Source organism: Streptosporangium nondiastaticum (genome assembly GCF_003011965.1).
Classification (GTDB): Bacteria; Actinomycetota; Actinomycetes; order Streptomycetales; family Streptomycetaceae; genus Streptomyces; species Streptomyces nondiastaticus.
On sequence record NZ_PXWG01000015.1, the window covers coordinates 1 to 22,304 of the forward strand.

Consider the following 22,304-nt stretch of genomic DNA (forward strand, 5'->3'; position numbering starts at 1 on the left):
GGCACCCACGACGGCCGCCCCCTCCCCGGCGGCCTCGCCCCCAGGGGGCGGGACTCGGGAAGCACGCACCGCCCAGGCGGGCACCGCGTGCCCCGCCATCCCGCCCCCTTCGCCATCCCGCCCCTTCGCGGGCCGGACCCGCCCGCCACGGGACGGACGCGACGGAACCCCGAGGAACCCACCATGACGTACGTCGTCGAACGCACCTTCAGGACCCTGGACCACCGCTTCAGCGGCCTCTGGGGCGCGCACGAGACCTTCCTGCACACCCTCTCCGCCCGCGGCACCCTCATCGGCGGCGGCCCCTGGGACGGCGAAGGCGGCGAGATCCTCCTCGTCGACGCCCCCGACGAGATCGCCCTCCACCGCGCCCTGCGCCCCGACCCCCTGGTCCGCGAGTCCCTCGTCGCCCAGTCCAGGATCCGCAACTGGAACATCGCCTACGGCCGCCCCGGCTTCACCGGCGCCGCCGGCCGGACCGCCCCGCCCGCGGCGGCCGCCCTCACCCCGCACGAGCGGCGCATCACCCACCTCGTCCTGGCCGGGCACACCAACAACGACATCGCCGCGCGCCTGGGCGTCTCCTGCCGCGCCGTCGAACAGCACCTCACCCGCGTCTACCGCAAGCTCTCCATCCGGCGCCGCGCCCAGCTCGCCCCCGCCCTCGGCGCCACCCTCCCCGAGACCCTCACCCCGGCCCGCGCGCAGGAACGGCTGACTGCGTGATCCCGTAGTGCCCCGCCCAACGCCCCCGTCATACCGTCCAGTTACGCCGCAGGGCACGCCGGACACGCGCCGGCCCCGCGGCGACCGAGGACTTCCCGCGGCCGTTGCCGCCGCCCATTCCGCAGACCAGGGGGCTTCCTTCCATGACCATGCACAGCACCGCGCGCCTCGGCGTCGTCGTCCCGTCCGGGAACGCCGCCGCCGAGCCGGAGATCGCCCGGCTCACGGCCCCGGCCATGCACCTGCACACCTCCCGCTTCCCCGTCCTGCCGGGCCGCACCCTGCGCGAGCGCCTCGACGTCTACAACGAGCAACTGCCCGACGTCATCGCCGGGTTCGGCGGACTGGCCCTCGACGCCGTCGTGGTCGCCTGCAGCGGCTCGCACTACCTCCTCGACCCCGGCGGGGACCGCGAGCTGTGCGACCGGATCGCGCAGACCGCCGGCCACCCCGTCGCCTCCTCCACCCTGGCCACCCTCGACACCTGCACCGACCTCGGCCTGACCGACATCGTGCTGGTCTCCCCGTACGAGCCGTGGCTCACCGAACTCTCCGCCCAGTACTGGCAGAAGGCCGGCCTGAACATCACCCGGGTCGTCCCCGTCCGGGCGGGCGAGCGCTTCTCCCCGTACGACGTCACCACCGACGACCTCGTGCGCCAGGTCGGTGCCGCCGGGATCCCTTCCGACGCCACCCTGCTGTTCACCGGCACCGGCATGTTCACCTTCGAGGCCCTGGAGCGCATCGGCGACGGCAACGACCGCACCCTGCTGACCTCCAACATCTGCTCCGCCCGGTGGGCCCTCAAGCACACCGACGCCACGCCCGCCGGCCCCGGCGGCACCCTGCCCGGGCCGCTGCAGCGCCTCGCCGACCGCGCCGGCAGCCGGGCATGAACCCACGCCGGCACCGGGTCGTCGTCGTGGGCGCCGGCCCCGTCGGGCTCACCGCCGCCCTCGTCCTGGCCCACGGCGGCGTGCCGGTCACCGTCCTCGAAGCGGCCGACGAGCTGTCGACCGCCTCCCGGGCGTCGACGTTCCACCCCGCCACCCTCGACCTCCTCGACGAGCTCGGCATCGCCGCGCCCCTGCGCGCGGCCGGCCGCGACGTCACCGAGATCCAGTGGCGCGACCTCGACCGGAACCTCCTGCACCGCCTGCCCTACGCGCCCCTCGAAGGCCGCACCGCCCACCCCTACCGGGTCCACGCCGAACAGGCCCGCCTGACTCCGCTGCTGCTGGCCGCCCTCGGCCGCCACCCCCACGCCGACGTCGCCTTCGGGCACACCGTCTTCGACCTCCGCCAGGAGCCCGACGGCCTGCGCGTGTGGACCCGCGGCCCCGACGGCGCCCGCGCCCCGCTCGCCGCCCGCCACGTCATCGCCGCCGACGGCGCCCGCAGCACCGTCCGCGACCTGCTGCACCTCGACTCCCGGGCCCGCCCCTACCCCTCCTACGCCCTGCGCATCGTCACCGACACCCCGCTCGACGCCCTGGTGCCGGACCTGTCCCCGCTGACGTACGTCCGCGACGCGCGCACCTCCTTCAGCGTGCTGGGCATGCCCGACCACTGGCGCCTGATCCACCGCATCCCCGCCACCACCCCCCGCGAGCACGTCACCGCCCCCGCGGCCGTGCACGCCCTGGTCGCGCGCAGCCTGCCCGGCCTCGACTCCCGCATCCGCATCCGCGACGCCCACACCTACCGCCTGGCCGCCTTCGTCCTGCCGCAGTTCCGGGCCGGACGCGTGCTGTTCGCCGGCGACGCCGCCCACCTCACCTCCACCGCCGGCGGCATGAACATGAACTGCGGCCTGCACGACGCCGTCGCCTACGGCCGCGCCCTGATCCGCCTCTACCGCGGCGAGGCCGGGGACCGCTCCCTGACCACCGTGGCCGAGGCCCGCCGCGCCGTCGTCCAGGACGCCGTCATCCCGCGCAGCGAGGCCCGCACCGCCGGCATCGACGACGCCACGGCCCTGCGCGGCGCCCTCGACGACATCGGCCGCATGACCGCCGACGCGGACGCCCGCACCGACTACCTCGTCAAGGCGTCGCTGCTGGACTGCGCTCCCCGCCCCGCGCGCGTGGCGGCCTGATACCCCGGCCCGCCCCGGGCCGCTCCTCCCTCGCATCTGATGGAACGTCATCCGCCCAAAGGAACCCCATGCGCATCTGGTTTCACAAACACACCGTGGAGGGCCGCATCCCCCTCCTCGACCAGTGGTACCGCGACCACCTCGACGCCATCGCCGCCCCCGGCACCGTCATCGACATCCACACCCTGCCCGCCGACACCTACCCCGACAACACCCCCTTCGGGCTGGTCGGCCACCACGCCGCCCAGGTGCTGTTCTCCCAGCACTTCGCCCACGCCGCGGTGCGCGCCGAACGCTCCGGCTACGACGCCTGGATCACCGCCGCCGGCCAGGACCCCGGCCTGCGCGACGCCCGCCACCTCGCCGGCATCCCCACCCTCGGCTACGGCGAGAGCGCCTTCTTCCTCTCCGCCATGACCGGCCAGCGCTTCGGGCTCCTCGGCTTCATGCCGCCCCTCGAAGAGCCCATCCGCCACAACATCACCCGCTACGGCCTGGACGCGCACCTCGCCGCGTACGAGGTCGTCCCCGGCGGCTGGGACGGCGTCCACCGGGCCCTCGACGGCGACTGCGACCCCTTCCTCACCGTCTACACCGAGGCCGCCGAACGCGCCCGCGCCGCCGGCGCCGAGGTGATCGTCCCCGCCGAGGGGATCCCCAACGAGATCCTCTGGCACCTCGGCGTCCGCGAACTCGCCGGCATGCCCGTCGTCGACCCCGCGGGCCTCGCCGTCAAGCTCGCCGAACTCACCGGAGAGCTCGGGCGCCTGGGCGTCTTCGCCCGCTCGACCGCCGGCTACTGGTTCCACCGGCCGCCCTCCGACATCGCGCACCACCTCGAAAAGGTATTCCTCGGCTCGACCCTCCAGGGAGCGTGAACAACCCCATGAACAGCCACTCCACCCTCGGCCCCGCCCCCGCCAGCACTCCCGCCGCGGCCCCGCTGCACCGGCCCCGCCGGCTGCGCCGCACCCCCCAGCTGCGCCGCCTGACCGCCGAGACCCAGGTCAACGCCAACAACCTCATCCAGCCGCTGTTCCTGCGCGAGGGCATCACCGAGCCCCGCGAGATCCCCTCCATGCCCGGCGTCTACCAGCACACCCGCGACAGCCTGCGCAAGGCCGCGGCCGAGGCGGTCGCCGCGGGCGTCGGCGGCGTCATGCTCTTCGGCATCCCCAAGGACAAGGACGAGCGGGGCAGCGGAGCCGTCGACCCCGACGGCATCCTGCAGACGGCCCTGCGCGACGTGACCGCCGAGGTGGGCGACGCGACCGTCGTCATCGGCGACATCAACCTCGACGAGTACACCACCCACGGCCACACCGGCGTCCTCGGCGCCGACGGCGACGTCGACAACGACGCCAGCGTCCTGCTCTACGCCCGGGCCGCCGTCGTCCAGGCCGACGCCGGCGCCCACATCGTCGCCCCCAGCGGCATGATGGACGGCCAGGTCCGCCACATCCGCGCCGCCCTCGACGAGGCCGGCCACCACAACGTCGCGATCCTCGGCTACTCCGCCAAGTACGCGTCCCACTTCTACGGGCCCTTCCGCGACGCGGTCGAGTCCTCCCTGCAGGGCAACCGGCGCACCTACCAGCAGTACCCGGGCAACATCCGGGAGTCCCTGCGCGAGGTCGACCTCGACCTCGCCGAGGGCGCCGACATGGTGATGGTCAAGCCCGCCCTGGCCTACCTCGACATCGTCCGCCTCATCGCCGACCGCGTCGACGTGCCCGTCTCCGCCTACCAGGTCTCCGGCGAGTACTCCATGATCGAGGCGGCCGCCGAGCGCGGCTGGATCGACCGCGACGGCACCGTCCTGGAGAGCCTCACCGCCATCCACCGCGCCGGCGCCTCCCAGATCATCACGTACTGGGCCACCGAGTTCGCCCCGCGTGTGGGCCGCTGACCGCCGTACCGCGCCCGCGCGACGAACCACCGTCTCCTGCCGGCCGGGACGGCCCCCCTCCGCCCGGCCGGCAGGCGCCCCGCTTCCCGCCCGCCTCACACCAAGGTGCACAGACCGTGGAACGACACACACCCGATGACAACCGGCTGATGGCCGTGGGCATCAGCCACGCCACCGCCCCGCTCGACCTCCTCGAGCGCCTCTACGAGACCCCGCGCCCGCTGGAGGACCTGGCCGGCGACATGGCCGGCGCCCCGGGCCTCGGCTCCTCCCTCGTCCTGTCGACCTGCAACAGGATGGAGGTCTACCTGGAGGCCGAGCCCGGCGCCGACCCCGCGCCCGCCGTCGCCCGCCTGATCGCCGAGCACACCGGCGTCCACGCCGACGAGATCGCCCCGTACGCCTACGTCCGCGCCGCCGACGACGCGCTGCGCCACCTCTTCCAGGTCGCCGCCGGCCTCGACTCCGTCGTCCTGGGCGAGGACCAGATCCTCGGCCAGGTCAAGGAGGCCCTCGACCGCTCCCAGCGCACCGGCACCGCCAGCAAGACCCTCAACCAGGCCGTCCAGGCCGCCCTGCGCGCCGGCAAGCGCGCCCGCAACGAGACCGGCCTCAACGAGGCCGGCCGCTCCCTGGCCACCGCCGGGCTCGCCTTCTTCGAGCGCCTCGTCGGCTCGCTCGACGGCAGGACGGCCCTCGTCATCGGCGCCGGCTCCTTCGGCGGCGTCGTCCTCGCCGCGCTGCGCCGCTCCGGCCTGCAGACCGTCCACATGGCCAACCGCACGCCCGACAAGGCCCAGCGCCTGGCCGAGACCGCGGGCGGCACCGGATACCCCCTGGAGGACATCCCGCGCCTCCTGGCGGAGGTCGACGTGGTCGTCAGCTGCACCGCCTCCACCGTCCCGCTCGTCACCCGCGAGGACGTCGCCGCGGCCATGGCCGCCCGCGGGGGCCGCGATCTGTACCTGCTCGACCTGTCGCTGCCCCGCAACATCGAGGCCGGCGTCGCCGACGTTGCGGGCACCGTCCTGGTCGACCTCCAGCGCATCGCCGCCGAGGGCGGCGACGACGAACTCTCCGTCGCCAGCGTCGAGTCCGCCCACCGCATCGTCGACACCGAGGTCGCCGCCTTCAAGGCGGACCGCCGCGCCGCCCGCGCCACCCCCATCCTCGCCGCCCTGCGCACCAGCGCCGCCGAGGCCACCGCCACCGAACTCGACCGGCTCAGCCGCCGCCTGGACGCCATGGACAGCGCCGCCCAGGAGGAGGTCGCCCACAGCGTCCGGCGCATCGTCGACAAGATGCTCCACCAGCCCACCGTCCGCGCCCGCCGGCTCGCCGGCGCCCCCGACGGCGACGTCTACGTCGACGCCCTGCGCGCCCTCTTCGCCCCCGAGACCGGCCCCCGCGCCACCGCCGCCGCGGCCGCCTCGCCCACCGCAAACACCGCCGCCGCCCAGGAGATCATGGCATGAGTGCAATATCCGCCCTGTGGAACGCCGACTCCATCGCCGTCATCGGAGCGACCGAACGCCCCGGCGCCCTCGGCCGGAAGCCCATGGACTTCCTGCTGCGCCACGGCTACAAGGGCCGCATCCTGCCCATCAACCCCCGCGGCGGAGAGGTCCTCGGTGTCCCCGCCTACCCGAGCCTCACCGATGTCCAGGGGCCCGTCGACCTCGCCCTGATCATGGTCGCGGCCGACCGCGTCCCCGGCGCCGTCGACGACTGCATCGCCGCCGGCGTGCCCCTGGCCATCATCGCCTCCTCCGGCTTCGCCGAGACCGGCGAGGAGGGCGCCGCCCTCCAGGACGACCTCGTGGCCCGCGCCCGCGCCGGCGGCCTGCGCCTCATCGGTCCCAACTGCATCGGCGCCGTCAGCTTCAACAACCGCGTCCTTGCCACCTTCAGCCCGCTCTTCGGCGCCGAGAGCGTCCCCTTCGAGCCCGGCACCCTCGCCTTCGTCAGCCAGAGCGGCGCCCTCGGCTTCGGCGCCGCCAGCCTCGCCCTGCAGCGCGGCCTGCGCCCCGGCTGGGTCGTCAGCACGGGCAACGACGCCGACGTCACCGCCCTCGAAGTCCTCCGCGAGCTGTCCGCCGAGCCCGAGTGCACCGGCCTCCTCGGCTACCTGGAGGACACCCCGGACATCGGTACGCTGCGCACGCTCGCCGCCTCCGGCAAGCCCGTCGCCCTGCTGAAGTCCGGCCGCACCGAGGCCGGCGGCCGGGCCGCCGCCTCCCACACCGGAGCCCTCGCCACCGACGACCGCGTCCTGGACGCCGCCCTGCGCCAGCTCGGCATCGTCCGCGTCGACGACATCGATGAACTCCTCGACGTCGCCCAGGCCTTCGAGTTCCCCCTGCGCCCCAAGGGGCCCAAGGTCGCCGTCGTCACCACCTCCGGCGGCTCGGGCATCCTCGCCGCCGACGCCGTCGAGGACGCCGGCCTCGAACTGAGCGCCCTCAGCCCGGAGAGCACCGCCGCGCTCGCCGAGATCGTCCCGCCCTTCGGCGCCGTCGACAACCCCGTCGACATCACCGCCACCGTCCTGAGCGACCCCTCGCTCTTCGACAAGTCCCTCGACGTCCTGATCGCCGACCCCGCCGTCGACATCATCATCGCCTGCTTCTGCGTCATGGCCGGCCCCGACGTCGAGAAGGCCGTCACCGCCCTGTCCAAGGCGGCCCGCAAGGGCGGCAAGCCCATCCTCGTCGCCCGCACCGGCGCCGACTTCCTCGCCCCCGACGCCCCCGCCCAGCTCCGCGAGGCCGGCCTGCCCGACTACCCCACGCCCGCCCGCGCCCTGCGCGCCGCGTCCGCCCTCTGGCAGGTCAGCCGCCCGCGCACCGCCCCGGACGGCACCACCGGCCCCGGCGCCGCAGCCCCCGCGCCGGACGTCACCGAGCCGCAGCTCAAATCGCTCCTGGCGGCCGCCGGCGCCACCGTCCCCAAGGGCCGCCTCGTCACCGGCGGCGAGGACGCGGCACGCCTGGTGGCCGAGCTCGGCGGCCGCGCCGTCGCCAAGGCGGTCGTCCCCGGGCTGCTGCACAAGTCCGAGGCCGGAGGAGTCCTCGTCGGCATCACCGAGCAGGAGGCGCCCGGGGCCCACGACAAGCTCGCCGCGCTCGGCGGCGGCGTCCTCGTCGAGGAACTCGCCCCCGCCGGCGTCGAGATGATCGTCGGCGCCCGCACGAGCGCCCTCGGCACCGTCCTGACCGTCGGCCTCGGCGGCATCTTCACCGAGATCCTCGACGACGTCAGCCACCGCCTGCTGCCGCTGGCCCCCGGCGACGCCGAAGCGATGATCGCCGAACTGCGCGGCGCGGCCCTCCTGAACGGCGCCCGCGGCACGGGCGCCGCCGACACCGCCGCCCTCGCCCGCCTCCTGGAGGACGTCGCCGCCGCCGTCCAGGACTGGCCCGAGGGCTTCGAGCTCGACCTCAACCCCGTGCGCGTCCTGAAGAAGGGCGCGGGCGCGGTGGTGCTCGACGCCGCGTACACGGTGACCGGCGCTTCCGCCTGACGGATGCGGGAGCCGGCGGCACCGCCCGCCGCCGGCTCCGCCTTCCTCCCCGGGTGTTCCTTCCCCGGTCTTCCTCCCTCTGTCTTTTCCTCGTGAAATCCCTTTGCGAAAGGCCCCCGTCATGACCACCCCCATGTCCGAGACGCTGTTCGCCCGCGCGGGCACCGTCATCCCCGGCGGCGTCAACTCTCCCGTACGAGCCTTCGGTTCGGTCGGCGGCACCCCCGTGTTCATGGCCTCCGCCCAGGGGCCCTACCTCACCGACACCGACGGCAACCAGTACGTCGACCTGATCTGCTCCTGGGGGCCGATGATCCTCGGCCACCGCCACCCCGCCGTGATGGACGCCGTCCGTGGGGCCTTGGCCAAGGGCACGTCCTTCGGCACCGCGACCGAGGGCGAGATCGCCCTCGCCGAGGAGATCACCGGCCGCGTCGCCCCCGTCGAGCGGGTGCGCCTGGTCACGTCCGGCACCGAGGCGACGATGTCCGCCATCCGCCTGGCCCGCGGCTTCACCGGCCGCACGAAGATCGTGAAGTTCGCCGGCTGCTACCACGGCCACGTCGACGCCCTCCTCGCTGCCGCCGGCTCCGGGCTCGCCACCTTCGCCCTGCCCGACACCCCCGGCGTGACCGGCGCCCAGGCGGGCGACACCATCGTCCTGCCCTACAACGACCTCGCCGCCGTCGAGAAGGCCTTCGCCGAGCAGGGCGACGACATCGCCTGCGTCATCACCGAGGCCGCCCCCGGCAACATGGGCGCCGTCCCGCCGCTGCCCGGCTTCAACCAGGGCCTCGCGGACCTCTGCCGGCGCCACGGCGCCCTCTACATCTCCGACGAGGTCATGACGGGCTTCCGCGCCGCCCGGGACGGCTGGTACGGGCGCGACGGCGTGGCCGCGGACCTCTTCACGTACGGCAAGGTCATGGGCGGCGGCTTCCCGGCCGCGGCCTTCGGCGGCCGCGCCGACGTCATGGAGCACCTCGCCCCCGCCGGCCCCGTCTACCAGGCCGGCACGCTCGCCGGGAACCCGGTCGCCACCGCCGCCGGCCTGGCCACGCTGCGCCACTGCACCGGTGAGGTCTACGAGCGCCTGGAGACGGTCTCCGCCACCATCGGCAGCCATGTGGCGAAGGCCCTGGACGCCGAGGGCGTCGCCCATCAGCTGCAGTACTCCGGCACCATGTTCTCCGTCTTCTTCGCCTCCGCGCCCGTCACCGACTACGACGCGGTCAAGGCCACCGAGGCGTACCGCTACCGCGCCTTCTTCCACGCGATGCTGCGCCAGGGCGTGTACCTGCCCCCGTCGCCGTTCGAGGCGTGGTTCGTCTCGGCGTCCCACGACGACCGCGCCGTGGACCGGGTGCTGTCCGCCCTGCCGGCCGCCGCCAAGGCAGCCGCGGCGGCACAGCCCGCTTGAGGCGCCGGGGCGCACACGACAGCGCTGCCGGGCCCGGTGCGATCACCGGACCCGGCAGCGGGGGCCTCAGGAGCCGTCAGGGCGCCAGCGAGATGCCGACCCGGATCGTGTCCCGCACCGCCTTGGAATACGGGCAGCGGCCGTGTGCCTGATCCACCAGGGACCGCGCGACGTCCTCCGGCACCCCCGGCAGCTCCACGACGAGGTCGGCGCTGATCGAGTACCCGCTCTCGTCCCGCTCCAGGTGGACCCGCGCCGACACCGTGTCGTCCGCCAGGGCCACCTTGGCCTCGCGGGCCGACAGCCGCAGCGCGCTGTGGAAGCACGCCGCGTAACCCGCCGCGAACAACTGCTCCGGGTTGGTGGCGCCACCCGGGCCGCCGACCTCCTTGGGCGCGGCCAGCCCCAGCTCCAGGACACCGTCCGACGAACGCACGCTGCCGTTGCGGCCGTCCCCCGCCGACACGACGTCGGCTGTGTACACAACTGCCATGGAAAAACACTCCATTCACGACCGGAGAAACAGAAGGGGAAAACACCCGGAACTTAGGAAGAGAGACGGCCGCCAGGCCATACGGAACCCCGAACCGAACCGCTCAGCACAGACGCATTGCTCAAAAGAGAAGTGAGGAACCCGAAATGGGCCCCCTGGAGAACCTCCGCGTCGTGGAACTCGCCGCCGGCGCCCCCACCGCCTACGCCGCCGGCCTGCTCGCCGACCTCGGCGCGGACGTCGTACGGATCGACCGCCCCGGCGGCCGCCACCAGGCCGCCGACCCCCTCGGCCGCGGGCGCCGCTCGGTCGCGGCCGACCTCAAGGACGAGAACGACCTGAACACCGTCCGCTCCCTGACCGACCGCGCCGACGTGTTCCTGGAGGGCCTGCGACCCGGCATGTGCGAACGGCTCGGCCTGGGGCCCGACGCCCTCACGAAGAGCAACCCGCGCCTGGTCTACGCCCGCCTCTCCGGCTGGGGCCGCACCGGCCCCTGGGCCGCGCGGCCCGGCCACGACATCAGCTTCCTGGCCATGGCCGGACTCCTCGACGGCGACCGCCCCGCCGGGGGCGCTCCGATGCCCCCGACCCCTCCTGCCCCTCCTGCCCCTCCTTCTACGTATCTGTCCACCTTCGCCGGCGGCGGCATGCTCCAGGCCCTCGGCATCCTCGCCGCCCTCCACGAGCGCGACCGCTCCGGCCGCGGCCAGGTCGTCGACGCGGCGATGGTCGACGGCGCCGCCATGCTGGACGTGATGATCCGTCAGTGGCGCGGCCTTCCTGGCATGTCCACCGTCACCGACGCCCCCTTCTACACCACCTACGCGTGCCAGGACGGCCTCCACGTCGCGGTCGGCGCCATCGAACCGCGCTTCTACGCCACGCTGCTGGAGTGCCTCGCCCTCGACCCGGCCGCCCTGCCCGACCGCGCCGACGAGGCGAACTGGCCCGCCCTGCGCGACCTCCTCGCCGCCGCCTTCGCGGAACACCCCCGCCACCACTGGACCAAGGTCTTCGACGAGCACGAGGCGTGCGTCGTCCCCGTCCTGGACCAGGCCGAGGCCGCCGCGCACCCGGCGCTGCGCGAGCGGGACACGTTCGTGGAGGTGGCCGGAGCGCACCAGCCCGCCCCGGCCCCCCGCTTCAGCCGCACCCCCGCCGCCGTCCCCGCCCCGGCCCCGGCACCCGGAGCGCACTCGGCGGCCGAGGTCCTGGACGCCTGGGCGTAACCTCGGCGGCGTGACCGAGACGTGGAAGGCCGGCGACGCCGGGATCCTGCAACTGCCCTCCGGCCGCCTCGTCCGGGGCCGCGGCCTGCGCCGTCCCCTCCCCGCGGGGCCGGCGCCCGCCTTCGCGGTGTACCTGCTCGGCCGGCGGCCTCCCGAAGTCCCGTGGGAAGCCGCGTGGCTGCGCTGGCCGGACTTCCGGCTTCCCGGCAGCCCCGCCGAGGCCCGCGCGGTCCTCGGCGCGGCGTGGGCGCGGGCCGCGGCCGAACGCGTCGAGATCGCGTGCGCCGGCGGCCGCGGCCGCACGGGCACGGCCCTGGCCTGCCTGGCCGTCCTCGACGGCGTCCCCGCGGACCGCGCCGTGGCCTACGTCCGCCACCACTACGACCCCCGCGCGGTGGAAACCCCCTGGCAGAAGCGTTACGTGCGGCGCTTCACCGGCTGACGCCGCCGAGGCGGGCGGAGGCGTCGTACGCCTCGCGGGCGCCGAGCAGTTCGTCCCAGTGCTCCGCCACCCAAACGAGATCGAGGCGCCCCGCCACCGGCGCGCCGCGGTCAGCGTGCGGGGGGCGTGACGCCGGGCCGGTGACGGCTCGCGGGGGATGTCCGGCGGATTCCCGTTCCGCCGCGCGGCGGAGGCGAATACGCCCGGCGGCGGACGCCGCCGGCCCGCCCCGCGGCCGAGGCTGGGGTTCCTGCCGGAGAAAGGACACCCCAGGTGGAACGCTGGGACCGGGCCGGGCGGTGCGCGGCCTACGGGGCCGCGCTGGCCCTGACACCGTATTTGCTGATCAAGACGTCGTGGGTGATCGGCTCGCTGCTGGGGCTGCTGCCGGTCGGAGCGGGCTTCACCCCGTCCGGGTGGGTGCTGCTCAACACGGTGACCATCGGCATGGCGGCGACCGGGATCGCCCTCGCGCTGGCCCTGGCCCGGCCGTGGGGCATGCGGCTGCCGGGCCGCCCGGTGGCGTTCGTCGCCTGGGTCGGGTCGGGCTTCCTCGTGGCGGTCCTGCCCTACTCCGTCCTGAGCACGCTGCTGGATCCGGGTTCCGGACCCGGCGGGGGCGGTGACGACGATCCGTCCATGCCGGGCTGGGAGGCCGCCCTGGTCCAGGCCGGCTTCGTGGGGATGGGCCTGGGCCTGGCCGTCGCGCTCCCCGCCTACCTGCGGCGTCGCTGGCCTGAGCGCTTCGCCGGCCGTCTCGGGGACGGCTGCCCGGGGAACGGCTGCCCCGGGCATGGCAGCCGCGCGTCCGTGCCCTGGACGGCCGTCCTCGCGGCGGTCGTCGGCCTGGCCTGGCTGTACTGGGCGGCCGGCGGCACGCTCGCCGTCGACCACCCCGCCGAGCGGACCACCGGCGGCAGCCTGCTGACCGGCCTGGGCGCCCTGTGGGCCCTCGCCGGCTCCGCAGCCGCCCTCGCCCTGGCCCGGGCCCGCCCGGCCCACCTGCCCCGCTCGCTCCCGCTGGCGCTCGGCTGGCTCGGCTCGGGCTCGCTGTTCGCCTGGAGCGGCTGGAAGCTCCCCGTCACGCTGTTCGCCGCCCTGGCCCACCCGGCCGGCGTCGCCCTGCCGGAGAACCCGGCCGCGGCCGCGCTGCTCCACGTCGCCGCCGTCGCAGCGGGCGCCGGAATGCTGCGGATGCTCGTCAGCACGCGCCGGCACCAAGCCTCGTGAGGGCACGTCACGACGGGAAGGACAGCCTTCGCCCCTTCTGGCCTCCGCCCCCTCCGGCCTCCGCACCCTCTCCGCGCCCCCGGAACCGCTCCCCGGATCGCCACCGCTACCGTACTCGGGCGATCTTGAGCCGGAACCGGCCGGCAGGACCGGAGCGAACAGGAGCCCCATGCACGCCGCAGCCCAGGACGAGGACCACGACGAGATCTTCCCCTGCGTCCCGGCCCCGGAGGACGGCGCCCGCTGGCAGGCCCCCACCGACGTGGAGCAGTACCTGTACAAGGTGACGAGGTCGGACGACTCCTACGCCTACCTGCGCACCCTCGCGATCGAAGGCGTCTACTACCCGGTCCGCCTCGACGAGGGGCAGGCCGCCGGCGGCACCCCCGCCGGCACCCGTCCCATGCTGACCATCGACACCCCGGACGGCCGCACCGTCCTGCAGGTCTACACCGCCGGCGTGCTGCCGCGCCCGCACCCGTACCTCGTCTACGAGTACACGACCCTCGGCGCCCTCGCGCAGACCGCCCCGGACGGGGTGGACGTCCTCGCCGTCAACGCGGCCACGCCCTGCGAGCAGTACTTCCTGGTCAGCGACGAGGAGCGGGAGGTGTGGCTGGACCTGCACCACGAGCTGTTCTCGCCGGACGACCTGATGGACCGCGTCGTGACCCGCCGCACCGGCGCCCCCGCCCCCGGCCCGCTGCTGCACGGCCTGGCGTGCGGCGCGCACCTGTGCTTCCGCAACGGCGACGCCTGGAACACCCTCCACTGGCACGGCATGGGCTACAGCGGCGAGGCCGAGCGGATAGCCGACGACTGGGGCGTGCACAGCCGCGAGGACTGGCTGGAGACGGAGGAGCGCCTCCTCGGCCAGGACGTGAGCCCCTGGTACTGGGACTTCGTCCTGGGCGCGCGGACCGCACTGCTCCGGTCCCGGGGCGGCGGCCGCGTCGACCCGGGACAGTGGCGCGACACCGTCGAGGCCACGGTCCGCGCCCGCGCCCAGGAGAACGGCACCCCCGCCGGCGACCCCGACTTCGCCGGGTTCGTGGCGCACCTGCGCGACCTCGTGGGCCAGGTGCTGCGCTACGAGGCCCGGTTCCGCGCCGACGGCCTCCTGCCGCCCGACGGCCTCGTGCGCACGGTCGCGGCCTGGGACATCGGCCGCGGCTCGAAGATGGCCCGCTGGGGCCGGGGCGCGCGCTACGCGACGGAGGCCGAGATGCACGCGGCGATCGAGCGCGCGGCCGCCGCCGCGCGGGCCGCGTACGACTCGTGGGAGGAGTTCTCCGCCGGCTACGTGCTCGGCCGGTGCCTGCACTTCGACGAGGAGGAGTTCGGCCCCTGGTACACGACGGTCCTCGACGCGCACCGGGCACTGACCACCGACCCGGACAGCCCGTGGCGGACGGTGCCCTTCAAAGACCCCGCGCCCGGAGCGTGAGCTCCGCCACGCGGCGGCCCGCCGCTACGAGCGGCGGCGGGGCTTGCCGCGCTTGGCGCCGCCGGCACCGCCCCGCGGGCTCTTGCCGGCCGCGGCCTTGCGCTGGGCGCCGCCGCCCGCGCCGGGACGCTTCCCCTTGGGCTGCGCCTTGCCCTGACCCTTGGCGGGCGACTTGGCCGGAGCCTTGGGGGACCGGGCCTCGGCCTGGGGCTGGGTGCGACCGCGCGAGCTGTTGACCGTCCGCCCGCGGACGATCCCGATGAAGTCCTCCACCATGTCGGTGGTCGCGTCCTCGGGCCACGACAGGGCCACCCGCGACTGGGGGGCGTCCGTGAGCGGCCGGTACGTGAGGTCCTTGCGGTGGTGCAGGCGCGCCAGCGACTGGGGGACGGCGAGGACGCCGATGCCCGCGGCCACCAGCTCGACGGCATCCGCCGTCGTGGCCGGGCGCTCGATCGCGGGCCGCCCGGGCAGCCGCTCCCAGCCGAGCACGTCGTCGAGGGGGTGCAGGACGATCTCGTCGGCCAGGTCCTCCGTCGTGACCTCCTCGACCGCCGCCACGACGTGGTCCTTCGGGATCACGACGACCGTGGTCTCGGTGTACAGGGGGATCGCACTGAAGTCCGTACGCTCGGCCGGCAGCGGCAGCCGGACGAAACCCGCGTCGGCGTCGCCGCCCAGCAGCACGTCGCACGCTTCGGCGGCGGGGACCGCCACGAGGTGCAGAGGGATGTCGGGCAGCCGCTCGTTCCAGATTCGCACCCACTTGGCGGGCGTCACTCCCGGGACATAGGCGAGCCGGAACGAAGGGGAAACTTCCGAGCCTGTCACCCCGCCAGGCTACCGGTCGTGGTCGAGGTAGCGCACATGCTCGAATACCCTTGACACCATGACGTCGCACAAGACCACCCAGACGATGAAGCCCGCGACCGCGGCGAAGAAGCTGGGTGTGTACCTCCAGGCCACCCCCACCGAGTTCCAGGAGGGGGTCGTCACGCGCAGCGAGCTCAACGCGCTGCAGGCCGAGCCGCCCGCGTGGCTGCAGGAGCTGCGGCGCAACGGCCCCCACCCCCGGCCGGTGGTCGCGGCGAAGCTGGGCGTCTCCATCGCGGGCCTCGCCCGCGGCGGCATCACGGACCCCCTCACCACCGAGCAGATCGACGAGCTGAAGAAGGACATGCCCGAGTGGCTGCAGCGCGAGCGCGCCACCCAGGCCGAGGTCCGGAAGGAAGCCGTGCGCATCAAGGAGAAGCAGGCGAAGCAGGCGGAGCAGGGCGCCTGATCCCTGCGCCCGTCCCGTCGCCGGTGAACGAGATCCACACGTCGGGCGGCAGGTCCGGCCGCCCCGGCACGGGCCTGCGCTCCTCCGCCCACGCGTCGCCGGCGACCTCGGCGGCCACGCGCCGCCAGAAGCGCACCGCGACCGCGTTCGCGTCCTGGAACGGGATCTCCCACCGGCCCGGGTGACGGGCCACGACCTCCCGGGCGGCGCGCAGCCCCGCCCCCGTCCCGCGCACCCCGCGGGCCACGAAGAAGCTGTTCATCACGTGTGCCGGACCGCCGACGCCGCGGACGAAGGCCAGGCCGGCGGGGTACGGGCCGCACTGCAGCAGGTACGCCGCCCAGCCGGCGCCGGCGAGGGCCGCTTCGAGCCGGTCGCTGCGGAACGTCCCGTCGTGAGCGGGCAGTGAGCCGTCGAACGCGGACATGTCGTGGCGGAACATCAGCCACAGGCGCTCCAGCGCGGGGCGGTCGGCGGGGGTCGCCGGGCGTACGGACACGGGCTCGGGAGCGGGCGCGGCTGATCGGTATGCAGGCATGAAAAAAGCCTCCGTGCGGAGTGGAGCCGCACCCGGAGGCTGAAGTGGTACGGGAAACGTACCATGCGATCCGCGATGGGGCTTCCGGGTGAACCCCCGGGGACACCGGTGTCGCCCTCCGGCGCCCGAGGAAGGCGTCCGGGGAACGGACCGTGGCCGGCCGGGACGTCATGCCGAGGAGAAGCGCCGTGGAAATGCCCCAGGTGAGCGTCTGTCAGGTGGACGAGTGCGCCTACAACCAGGACAGCGCCTGCCACGCACTCGCGATCACCGTGGGCGACTCCGCCCACGCCCACTGCGACACCTATTTCGTCTTCCCCTCGAAGGGCGGCGACGCCTCGTCCGTCGGCCGGGTCGGCGCCTGCAAGATGGCCGGGTGCCTGCACAACGTCGGGCTGGAGTGCCAGGCCCCCGGCATCACGGTGGCCGCCCTGGGCGCCTCGGCGGACTGCCTGACGTTCACGGCGAGGTAGCGGGAGCGGCGGGGGACCGCTCCGCGGCCACGAGCAGGTCGGCCACGTAGGCCTCCTCGACCTCCTCGCCGGGGAAGAGCGCACGCAGACGGTCGCGCTCGGCGGTGAGGAACTCCCGGGTACCGGCCTCGCCGAGCACGAGGAACGCCGAGTGGCTGCCGATGTTGGCGAGGTGGACGCCGAGGGGGACGACCCGGCTCCAGCGCACCTGGCGGCGCACGCAGTGCAGCCCTTCGAAGCCGGCGAGCCGCACGGCACGGCCGTCGTCCGGCTCCCTGGTCGGCGGTTCCGTTCCGGTGTGGCGCGCGATCCGCTCGTGCTGGGCGGCGATCCACGGCACGTCGAGCGCGGTCGTGTTCCACCAGACGGCGATCGCGCCGCCCGGGCGCAGCACCCGCAGCGCTTCGGGGACGGACCGGGCGGTGTCGGTCCAGTGCCAGGCCTGCGCGTACGTGACGAGGTCGACGGACGCGTCGGCGAGCGGCAGGGCGTTGCCGTCGCCCCGGACGACCGGCACGCCGGGAAGCTCGCGACGGAACCGGGCCGCCATGCCGCCGCCCGGCTCGACCGCTACGACCTCCGCGCCGCGGCCGCGCAGCAGGGCCGTGGCGATCCCGGTGCCCGCGCCGACATCGGCGACACGGGCACCGGCGAGGGGCCGGCCCGAGAGCTCCTCGACGGCGTCCAGCAGGGCGGGCGGATAGGAGGGACGGTTCGCGGCGTACTGGGCGGCGGCCGCGTTGAACGACTGGGCGCGCAAATGGACGTTCATCCGTCCATCCTCACCCGTGCCCTTCCCTTCCCGCTGGGAATTCCGGGTACGGGAGGGGCCGGAGCGGCAGGCGCGGTCAGCGCAGATGACGCGGACGGTGTCGGTCGCGTAGCCGCGCCCCCAGTAGTCCTTGTCGCCGATGCGGAGGTCGAGTTCGGCCGCGCCGGTCCCGGGCGCGGCGTCGCGCAGCCGCACCGAGCCGATCAGCCGTTGCTCGCCGAGCGGCTCGACGCCGAGGAACGTGCCCGCGTACGCGTTGCGGGGGAGGGCCGCGGCGCGGCGCCCGCCAGGGCCAGTGCGTGGAACAGCGGCCCCGCGCCGGCGTCCCGGGGCAGGTCGCTGACCTGTCCGTCCCCGGCTTCCACCACCCGCCACACCCCGTCCTCGCGCTCGGCGAGGTCGGTGGTCACGAAGCGGCAGCCCAGGGCCGCGACGAGGGGGGCCACGGCGTCCAGCGCCGGTGCGGGCCGCAGACCGGGGCGGTCGGGGTGGGCCGTGACGAGGACGGGCCGGCCGTCCACCCACCACACGCGGGCCTCGCCGGCATCCGTGAAGCGCTCGAAGGCGCGGAGCACCACGCCGCCCGCCAGGAAGGAGTCCTGGAGCTCGACGAAGCGGGCCACCACCGAGGCCAGCCGGTCCGTGTCGGCGAGGTCGGGCACGTAACAGGCCTCGTGCCACTCGTGCTTGCGGGACTTGACGAAGTCCTTGACGATGCCGGGCCCGGCGCCGAGCGGTGCCGCGAGCGCGGCGAGCTCCGGGGCGCCCGGGGCGCGGCCCGGCTCGGCGGGGAGCCACGCGCTGGCGGGCGTGACGGAGGCGAAGACCGCGTACCAGCCGGGGAGTTCGTGCGCGCGGCGGTAGGACTCCGGCGGGGTCAGCAGCGTGACGCCGCGGGCGGCGAGCGCGCCCGCCAGTTCCGCGTACCGCCCGGACGGCACCATCCAGCCCCGGTACCAGGCGGCCCCCGCGCCGCTCGGGACGCCGCGGACCGCGCCTTCGGCGTCCCCGGCGAGCAGTGCGTCGTGGTCGAGGAGGGCGGTCCGCAGCCCCGCCTCACGGGCGGCCCGCACGTCGTCCGCGAAGTGCGGGTCCGCCCGGCGGGGGTTCAGCGGGTCGCTGCAGAAAAGGATCAAGGGCGCCATGCGGGCACCCTAACGAGTGACGCTCGCCTCCACGCACGTGTGTGCGGCTAGGCGGCCCCAGGGCCCTCGCCGCGGGTGATCGCGAGCAGGACCAGGTCGTCGGTGATGCGGCCGCCGGTGTGGCGGGCGACGTCGTCGAGGAGGGCGTCGAGCAGGGCGTCAGGCCCGGAGAACTCCCGCCCGGTCAGCCGGGCGCCGGGGTCGTAGAAGACCCCGGCGCGGTCCCGTGCCTCGGTGAGGCCGTCGGTGTAGAGGAGGAGCGTCGTCCCCGGCGGGAAGGGCACCGTGTCGGTCCGTTCCTCGCCGGCGCCCAGGTCGGCCAGGCCCAGGGGGAGGGCCGGTTCGGACGGCTCCGCGTAGCGCGCCCGCCCGCCGTGCAGCAGGAGGGGTGCGGGGTGGCCGCGGTTGAGCAGCTGCAGCTCGTCGCCGGAGTGCGGGATGCCGGCCAGCACGCTCGTGACGAACCCCTCGGTCCGCTCGACCCCCTCCCGCCGCTCCGCCTCCCGGCGCAGCGCCCGCTCCAGCCTGGCCGTGACCGCGGTGATCGCGGGTTCGTCGTCGGCGGCCTCACGGAACACCCCCAGGGCGACGTCCACGGCCTTGACCGCGTCCATGCCCTTGCCGCGCACGTCTCCGACCAGGCAGCGTACGCCGTAGGGGGTGTCCTGCACCCCGTACAGGTCACCGCCGATCTGCGCCTCCTTCACGGCCGACTGGTAGCGCACGGCGATCCGCAGGGACCCGATCGAGGCCGGCGGCTGCGGCAGCACGGCGCGCTGCACGGCGAGGGCGATCTTGCGTGCGGACTGCAGGCGCACGTCGCTGTAGTACATGAGGCGGTTGACGACGACGGCGAAGGCCGAGACCGTCGCGACGGTGGCCAGCTCGCTCCGGCCGCCGGAGTCCCCGAGGAAGCCGAAGTGGATCAGCAGCGCGGTGTCGGCCGCGCACGCGCCGGCGGCCGCCAGGATCGTCGCCCGCAGCGACAGCAGCGCGGCGGCCGACATCGGCGCGGCCGTGTAGAAGGCCTCGGCGCTGAAGTGCGGAGGAGTGTTGTAGTCGAGGGCGGCGCCTCCGACGAGCAGGAAGGCGGGCATCCACTGCAGGTGACGCAGGCACCAGCGCCCGATGCCGGTACGCTTCGTGCCCGGTGCCCTCACGTGCCCGCTCCCGCTCTTCCGCGCCGTACGACACGCTCCAGCATCGTCGGGCCGGATGAGGGCTGCCAGTCATGAGGCGCCCGTATGGCGCAGCCACTCCCGGCGGGTGAGCACGTACTCCACGTCGCCGTGTTCGTCGCCCTCGACCGGATGGGGCCAGTCCTCGAAGTAGGTGCGGGAGTAGGAGAGCCCGCACTTCTCCATGACGCGGCGCGAGCCGGCGTTCACGTGCATCGTGTTCGCCGTGATCCGCTCGCAGGCCTGCTCGCGGAACCCCTTCTCGATGAGGGCGAGGGCGCCCTCCGTCGCATACCCCTTGCCCCAGGCGGTCTTGCGCAGCCGGTATCCGAGGTCGGCCGAGCCCGCCGGGGCGCCCGGCAGGCGGCGCAGGCAGTGCCAGCCGGCGAACTCGCCGGTCGCCCGCAGATGCGTCGCCCAGAACCCGCCCCGGAGCATCCGCTCGAACGACTCGGCACGGATCTCGGCCCGCGTCATCGGCCGGCCGCCGGTGATGTACCGCATCACCTCGGGGTCACTGTCGAGCTCGACGACGAGGTCGAGGTCGGCTTCGGTGTCGGCGAAGGGCCGGAGGGCCAGGCGGGGGGTGGTGAGGTGGATGTCCATGAGCTGATCCTGCGCAGGACGGGCCGGTGCCTGCCGGCGAATTCGAGGCCGCCCGGCTCGCGGCGCCGGTTTCGCCGGGGCGGCCGGGGCTGGGCGGCCGGGTGCCGTCCAGCCGTTGTGCGCCGGTTCAGTCTTCGACGTGCCGTCCGTCGATGCCCCGGTTACGGCCCCAGACGTACGTGAAGATCGGGTCGAGGTGTGCGGGGTGGCGCCGGCGGCTGCAGACCTGCCGGTGCTCGAGGTAGCAGTCGTCACCGGATCCCCGGCCGGCGACGGCGAATCCGTCGGCGGTGAGGTACCAGCGGAGGCGCGTGTCGGTCACTTCGGTGGCGGGGACCGTCTGGGTGTCGAGACGGATCCATCCGCCGGTGACGAGCGGTCGTAGTTCCTGGGCGTGGCCGCATTCGGGGCATGCGGCGTCTGGTGTGGTGTGGTTGACCCCCATTTGAGAGAGCTTGCCTGGCCGGAGGCTCCGGGGGCAGCGGGTCGCCGGTCGTTTGTGCTGGTGGCCGGGGTTGTGGGTGTGCCGCCGGTCGGCTTGGGGGGTGCCGCGCGGCGCGCGCGTGTACACGGCGGCCGGCCGACCGCTCCTCCTTGCCAAAGCGTCCCGGCCAGGGCAGGGAGGCCGTCGGGGCCCGGCGTCACTTCGTGCGCTGGGCGTTCCACAAAGGGAGGCCTTCGAAGAAGGAGACGGCTTCCGGTTGCCAGTGCGGACGCCAGGAGGAGGCCTCGGCGGCCGCGTCCTCGGCGTAGCGGCGTACGGCGGTGCGGAGTTCGTCGTCGACGCCGTGGTCCCGGGCGATGCCGCGTATGCGGTCGATCGTGGCGTCCGTGCAGCCCGGGTCGCCCAGTGCGGACTCCAGCACCGCGCGTTCCGGCGAGGTCGCGGCGGCCAGGACGGCGCGGACGGCGTAGCTGCGGCGACCGGAGCGGATGTCGGAGCCGGGGGACTTGCCGGTGGTGTGTTCGTCGCCGAAGAGGTCGAGGTAGTCGTCGCGCATCTGCCCGCTGATGCCGGCGAGGGTCGCGTAGCGGCGCAGCCGTTCGTCGTGGGCGGCCAGGTCCTCTCCCGCGGCCAGCAGTCCCAGGCGGAGGGGGGCGAGGATGGAGTACCGGGTGGTCTTGTACTCGCAGACGGTGTGCAGCAGGTCCTCGGAGGGGAGCGGCTCGAAGTCGCGTTCCAGGTCGGTGATCTGGCCGGCGACGGTCTCCGCGCCCGCACGCAACTGCACCTCCAGCATGGCCTGCTTGAGCGCGGCGGGCGCGCCGGCCTCCAGCAGGACCTGCATGGACAGGAAGGCGGCGAGGTCGCCCGCGAGCACGGCGAGCCCCAGCGCGGTCCGGGGCTCCCCGGGGAATTCGCGGCGGTAGGCGTAGTACGTGGACGGGCCGCCGCGGCGCACGGGGGAGTCGTCGATGATGTCGTCGTGGACCAGCCCGTGCGTCTGCAGCAGTTCGATGCTCAGCGCGGCTTCCTCCAGGCCGGGCGGTTCCTCGTCGGTCACCAGCCGGGCCGCCTCGTACAGCAGGGCGACGCGCAGGCGCTTGCCGCCGCGCAGGGAGAGGTCCCGCAGGAGGTGCAGGCAGCGGGGCGTGAAGCGGCTGAGCGGCGGGGTGTCCAGATGCCCGGCGAGGGAGTCGAAGTACGCCTCGAAGCGGGCGTCGAAGCGGTGCCGGTACCCGGCGATCCGTTCCCGGGCGGCGGCCGCGGCCGTGCGCTGCGCGTGGTTCGTGGTGCTCATGGGGTCCACCCTTCCAGCACTCGGGGAAGGGAGTTACCGCCACTACGT

General features: G+C 74.6%; 23 protein-coding genes. 14 read left to right on the forward strand and 9 right to left on the reverse strand.

Translation table 11 applies throughout. The annotated features are described in order from the left end of the window. Positions 1-183 precede the first annotated feature (183 nt). From B7P34_RS09215 to hemL, 8 genes are all read left to right on the forward strand, one after another. Positions 184-726, forward strand: a complete 543-nt coding sequence (locus B7P34_RS09215) for a helix-turn-helix transcriptional regulator (RefSeq protein ID WP_106675335.1) — start codon at positions 184-186, stop codon at positions 724-726. A gap of 143 nt (positions 727-869) precedes the next feature. Next, the gene (locus B7P34_RS09220) at positions 870-1,622 is read left to right on the forward strand and encodes a maleate cis-trans isomerase family protein (RefSeq protein ID WP_106675336.1); all 753 of its coding nucleotides are present in this window, start codon (positions 870-872) and stop codon (positions 1,620-1,622) included. Next, on the forward strand, positions 1,619-2,824 hold the full coding sequence (locus tag B7P34_RS09225) for an FAD-dependent oxidoreductase (RefSeq protein WP_106675337.1): 1,206 nt from the start codon (positions 1,619-1,621) through the stop codon (positions 2,822-2,824). The genes B7P34_RS09220 and B7P34_RS09225 overlap by 4 nt, the downstream gene beginning before the upstream one ends. Before the next feature lie 68 nt (positions 2,825-2,892). Continuing rightward, entirely contained in the window at positions 2,893-3,702 is an 810-nt protein-coding gene (locus tag B7P34_RS09230) for an aspartate/glutamate racemase family protein (RefSeq protein WP_106675338.1), read from the forward strand. A gap of 8 nt (positions 3,703-3,710) precedes the next feature. Continuing rightward, positions 3,711-4,733: a porphobilinogen synthase gene (gene hemB, locus B7P34_RS09235; protein WP_106675339.1), complete on the forward strand. Its 1,023-nt coding sequence runs from the start codon at positions 3,711-3,713 to the stop codon at positions 4,731-4,733. A gap of 116 nt (positions 4,734-4,849) precedes the next feature. Then, positions 4,850-6,208, forward strand: coding sequence for a glutamyl-tRNA reductase (gene hemA, locus B7P34_RS09240; protein WP_223267668.1), 1,359 nt, complete (start codon positions 4,850-4,852; stop codon positions 6,206-6,208). Continuing rightward, positions 6,205-8,256: an acetate--CoA ligase family protein gene (locus B7P34_RS09245; protein ID WP_106675341.1), complete on the forward strand. Its 2,052-nt coding sequence runs from the start codon at positions 6,205-6,207 to the stop codon at positions 8,254-8,256. Before hemA ends, B7P34_RS09245 begins: the two co-directional genes overlap by 4 nt. 121 nt (positions 8,257-8,377) lie before the next feature. Further along, on the forward strand, positions 8,378-9,676 hold the full coding sequence (gene hemL / locus B7P34_RS09250; RefSeq protein ID WP_106675342.1) for a glutamate-1-semialdehyde 2,1-aminomutase: 1,299 nt from the start codon (positions 8,378-8,380) through the stop codon (positions 9,674-9,676). Between the two features lie 76 nt (positions 9,677-9,752). Here the strand turns inward: hemL and B7P34_RS09255 are convergent, their stop codons facing one another. After that, on the reverse strand, positions 9,753-10,169 hold the full coding sequence (locus B7P34_RS09255) for an organic hydroperoxide resistance protein (protein ID WP_106675343.1): 417 nt from the start codon (positions 10,167-10,169) through the stop codon (positions 9,753-9,755). A gap of 146 nt (positions 10,170-10,315) precedes the next feature. On the opposite strand from B7P34_RS09255, the gene B7P34_RS09260 reads away from it, so the two are divergent. The 4 genes from B7P34_RS09260 to B7P34_RS09275 all read left to right on the forward strand — a co-directional run bounded on the left by B7P34_RS09260 (position 10,316) and on the right by B7P34_RS09275 (position 14,520). Continuing rightward, a complete protein-coding gene (locus B7P34_RS09260; protein ID WP_106675344.1) occupies positions 10,316-11,401 on the forward strand; it encodes a CaiB/BaiF CoA transferase family protein in 1,086 nt (361 codons plus the stop codon). A gap of 10 nt (positions 11,402-11,411) precedes the next feature. Then, the gene (locus B7P34_RS09265) at positions 11,412-11,843 is read left to right on the forward strand and encodes a protein-tyrosine phosphatase family protein (protein ID WP_106675345.1); all 432 of its coding nucleotides are present in this window, start codon (positions 11,412-11,414) and stop codon (positions 11,841-11,843) included. Positions 11,844-12,116: 273 nt separating this feature from the next. Further along, a complete protein-coding gene (locus tag B7P34_RS09270) occupies positions 12,117-13,073 on the forward strand; it encodes a hypothetical protein (protein ID WP_106675346.1) in 957 nt (318 codons plus the stop codon). A 169-nt stretch (positions 13,074-13,242) separates the two neighbouring features. Then, on the forward strand, positions 13,243-14,520 hold the full coding sequence (locus B7P34_RS09275) for a DUF1266 domain-containing protein (RefSeq protein ID WP_106675347.1): 1,278 nt from the start codon (positions 13,243-13,245) through the stop codon (positions 14,518-14,520). Between the two features lie 24 nt (positions 14,521-14,544). Here B7P34_RS09275 and B7P34_RS09280 read toward each other — a convergent pair whose 3' ends face one another. Further along, the gene (locus tag B7P34_RS09280) at positions 14,545-15,351 is read right to left on the reverse strand and encodes a LysR family substrate-binding domain-containing protein (protein WP_106675348.1); all 807 of its coding nucleotides are present in this window, start codon (positions 15,349-15,351) and stop codon (positions 14,545-14,547) included. Positions 15,352-15,409: 58 nt separating this feature from the next. Between B7P34_RS09280 and B7P34_RS09285 the strand changes: the two genes are divergently transcribed. Then, positions 15,410-15,802 carry a DUF5997 family protein gene (locus tag B7P34_RS09285; protein WP_106675349.1) on the forward strand — a complete coding sequence of 131 codons (393 nt, stop codon included), beginning with the start codon at positions 15,410-15,412 and terminating at the stop codon, positions 15,800-15,802. Here B7P34_RS09285 and B7P34_RS09290 read toward each other — a convergent pair. After that, a complete protein-coding gene (locus tag B7P34_RS09290; protein ID WP_106675350.1) occupies positions 15,762-16,340 on the reverse strand; it encodes a GNAT family N-acetyltransferase in 579 nt (192 codons plus the stop codon). The genes B7P34_RS09285 and B7P34_RS09290 overlap by 41 nt on opposite strands. A gap of 194 nt (positions 16,341-16,534) precedes the next feature. Between B7P34_RS09290 and B7P34_RS09295 the strand changes: the two genes are divergently transcribed. Beyond that, complete coding sequence (locus B7P34_RS09295) at positions 16,535-16,813, forward strand: DUF1540 domain-containing protein (protein WP_223267682.1); 279 nt, start codon at positions 16,535-16,537, stop codon at positions 16,811-16,813. Here the strand turns inward: B7P34_RS09295 and B7P34_RS09300 are convergent. The 6 genes from B7P34_RS09300 to B7P34_RS09325 form a co-directional block, all read right to left on the reverse strand. Beyond that, entirely contained in the window at positions 16,800-17,780 is a 981-nt protein-coding gene (locus B7P34_RS09300; RefSeq protein WP_189382620.1) for a class I SAM-dependent methyltransferase, read from the reverse strand. The two genes, B7P34_RS09295 and B7P34_RS09300, sit on opposite strands and share 14 nt — an antisense overlap. An 8-nt stretch (positions 17,781-17,788) precedes the next feature. Beyond that, the gene (locus B7P34_RS09305) at positions 17,789-18,730 is read right to left on the reverse strand and encodes an ATP-grasp domain-containing protein (RefSeq protein WP_189382622.1); all 942 of its coding nucleotides are present in this window, start codon (positions 18,728-18,730) and stop codon (positions 17,789-17,791) included. A 47-nt stretch (positions 18,731-18,777) separates the two neighbouring features. Continuing rightward, positions 18,778-19,890 (reverse strand): PP2C family protein-serine/threonine phosphatase, encoded by a 1,113-nt coding sequence (locus tag B7P34_RS09310; RefSeq protein ID WP_223267669.1) that lies wholly within the window; start codon positions 19,888-19,890, stop codon positions 18,778-18,780. Positions 19,891-19,959: 69 nt separating this feature from the next. Then, positions 19,960-20,514, reverse strand: a complete 555-nt coding sequence (locus B7P34_RS09315) for a GNAT family N-acetyltransferase (protein WP_106675351.1) — start codon at positions 20,512-20,514, stop codon at positions 19,960-19,962. Positions 20,515-20,641: 127 nt separating this feature from the next. Then, positions 20,642-20,959 (reverse strand): DUF6083 domain-containing protein, encoded by a 318-nt coding sequence (locus B7P34_RS09320; protein WP_106675352.1) that lies wholly within the window; start codon positions 20,957-20,959, stop codon positions 20,642-20,644. 196 nt (positions 20,960-21,155) lie between these two features. Next, the gene (locus B7P34_RS09325; RefSeq protein ID WP_106675353.1) at positions 21,156-22,256 is read right to left on the reverse strand and encodes a polyprenyl synthetase family protein; all 1,101 of its coding nucleotides are present in this window, start codon (positions 22,254-22,256) and stop codon (positions 21,156-21,158) included. Between the last annotated feature and the right edge of the window lie 48 nt (positions 22,257-22,304).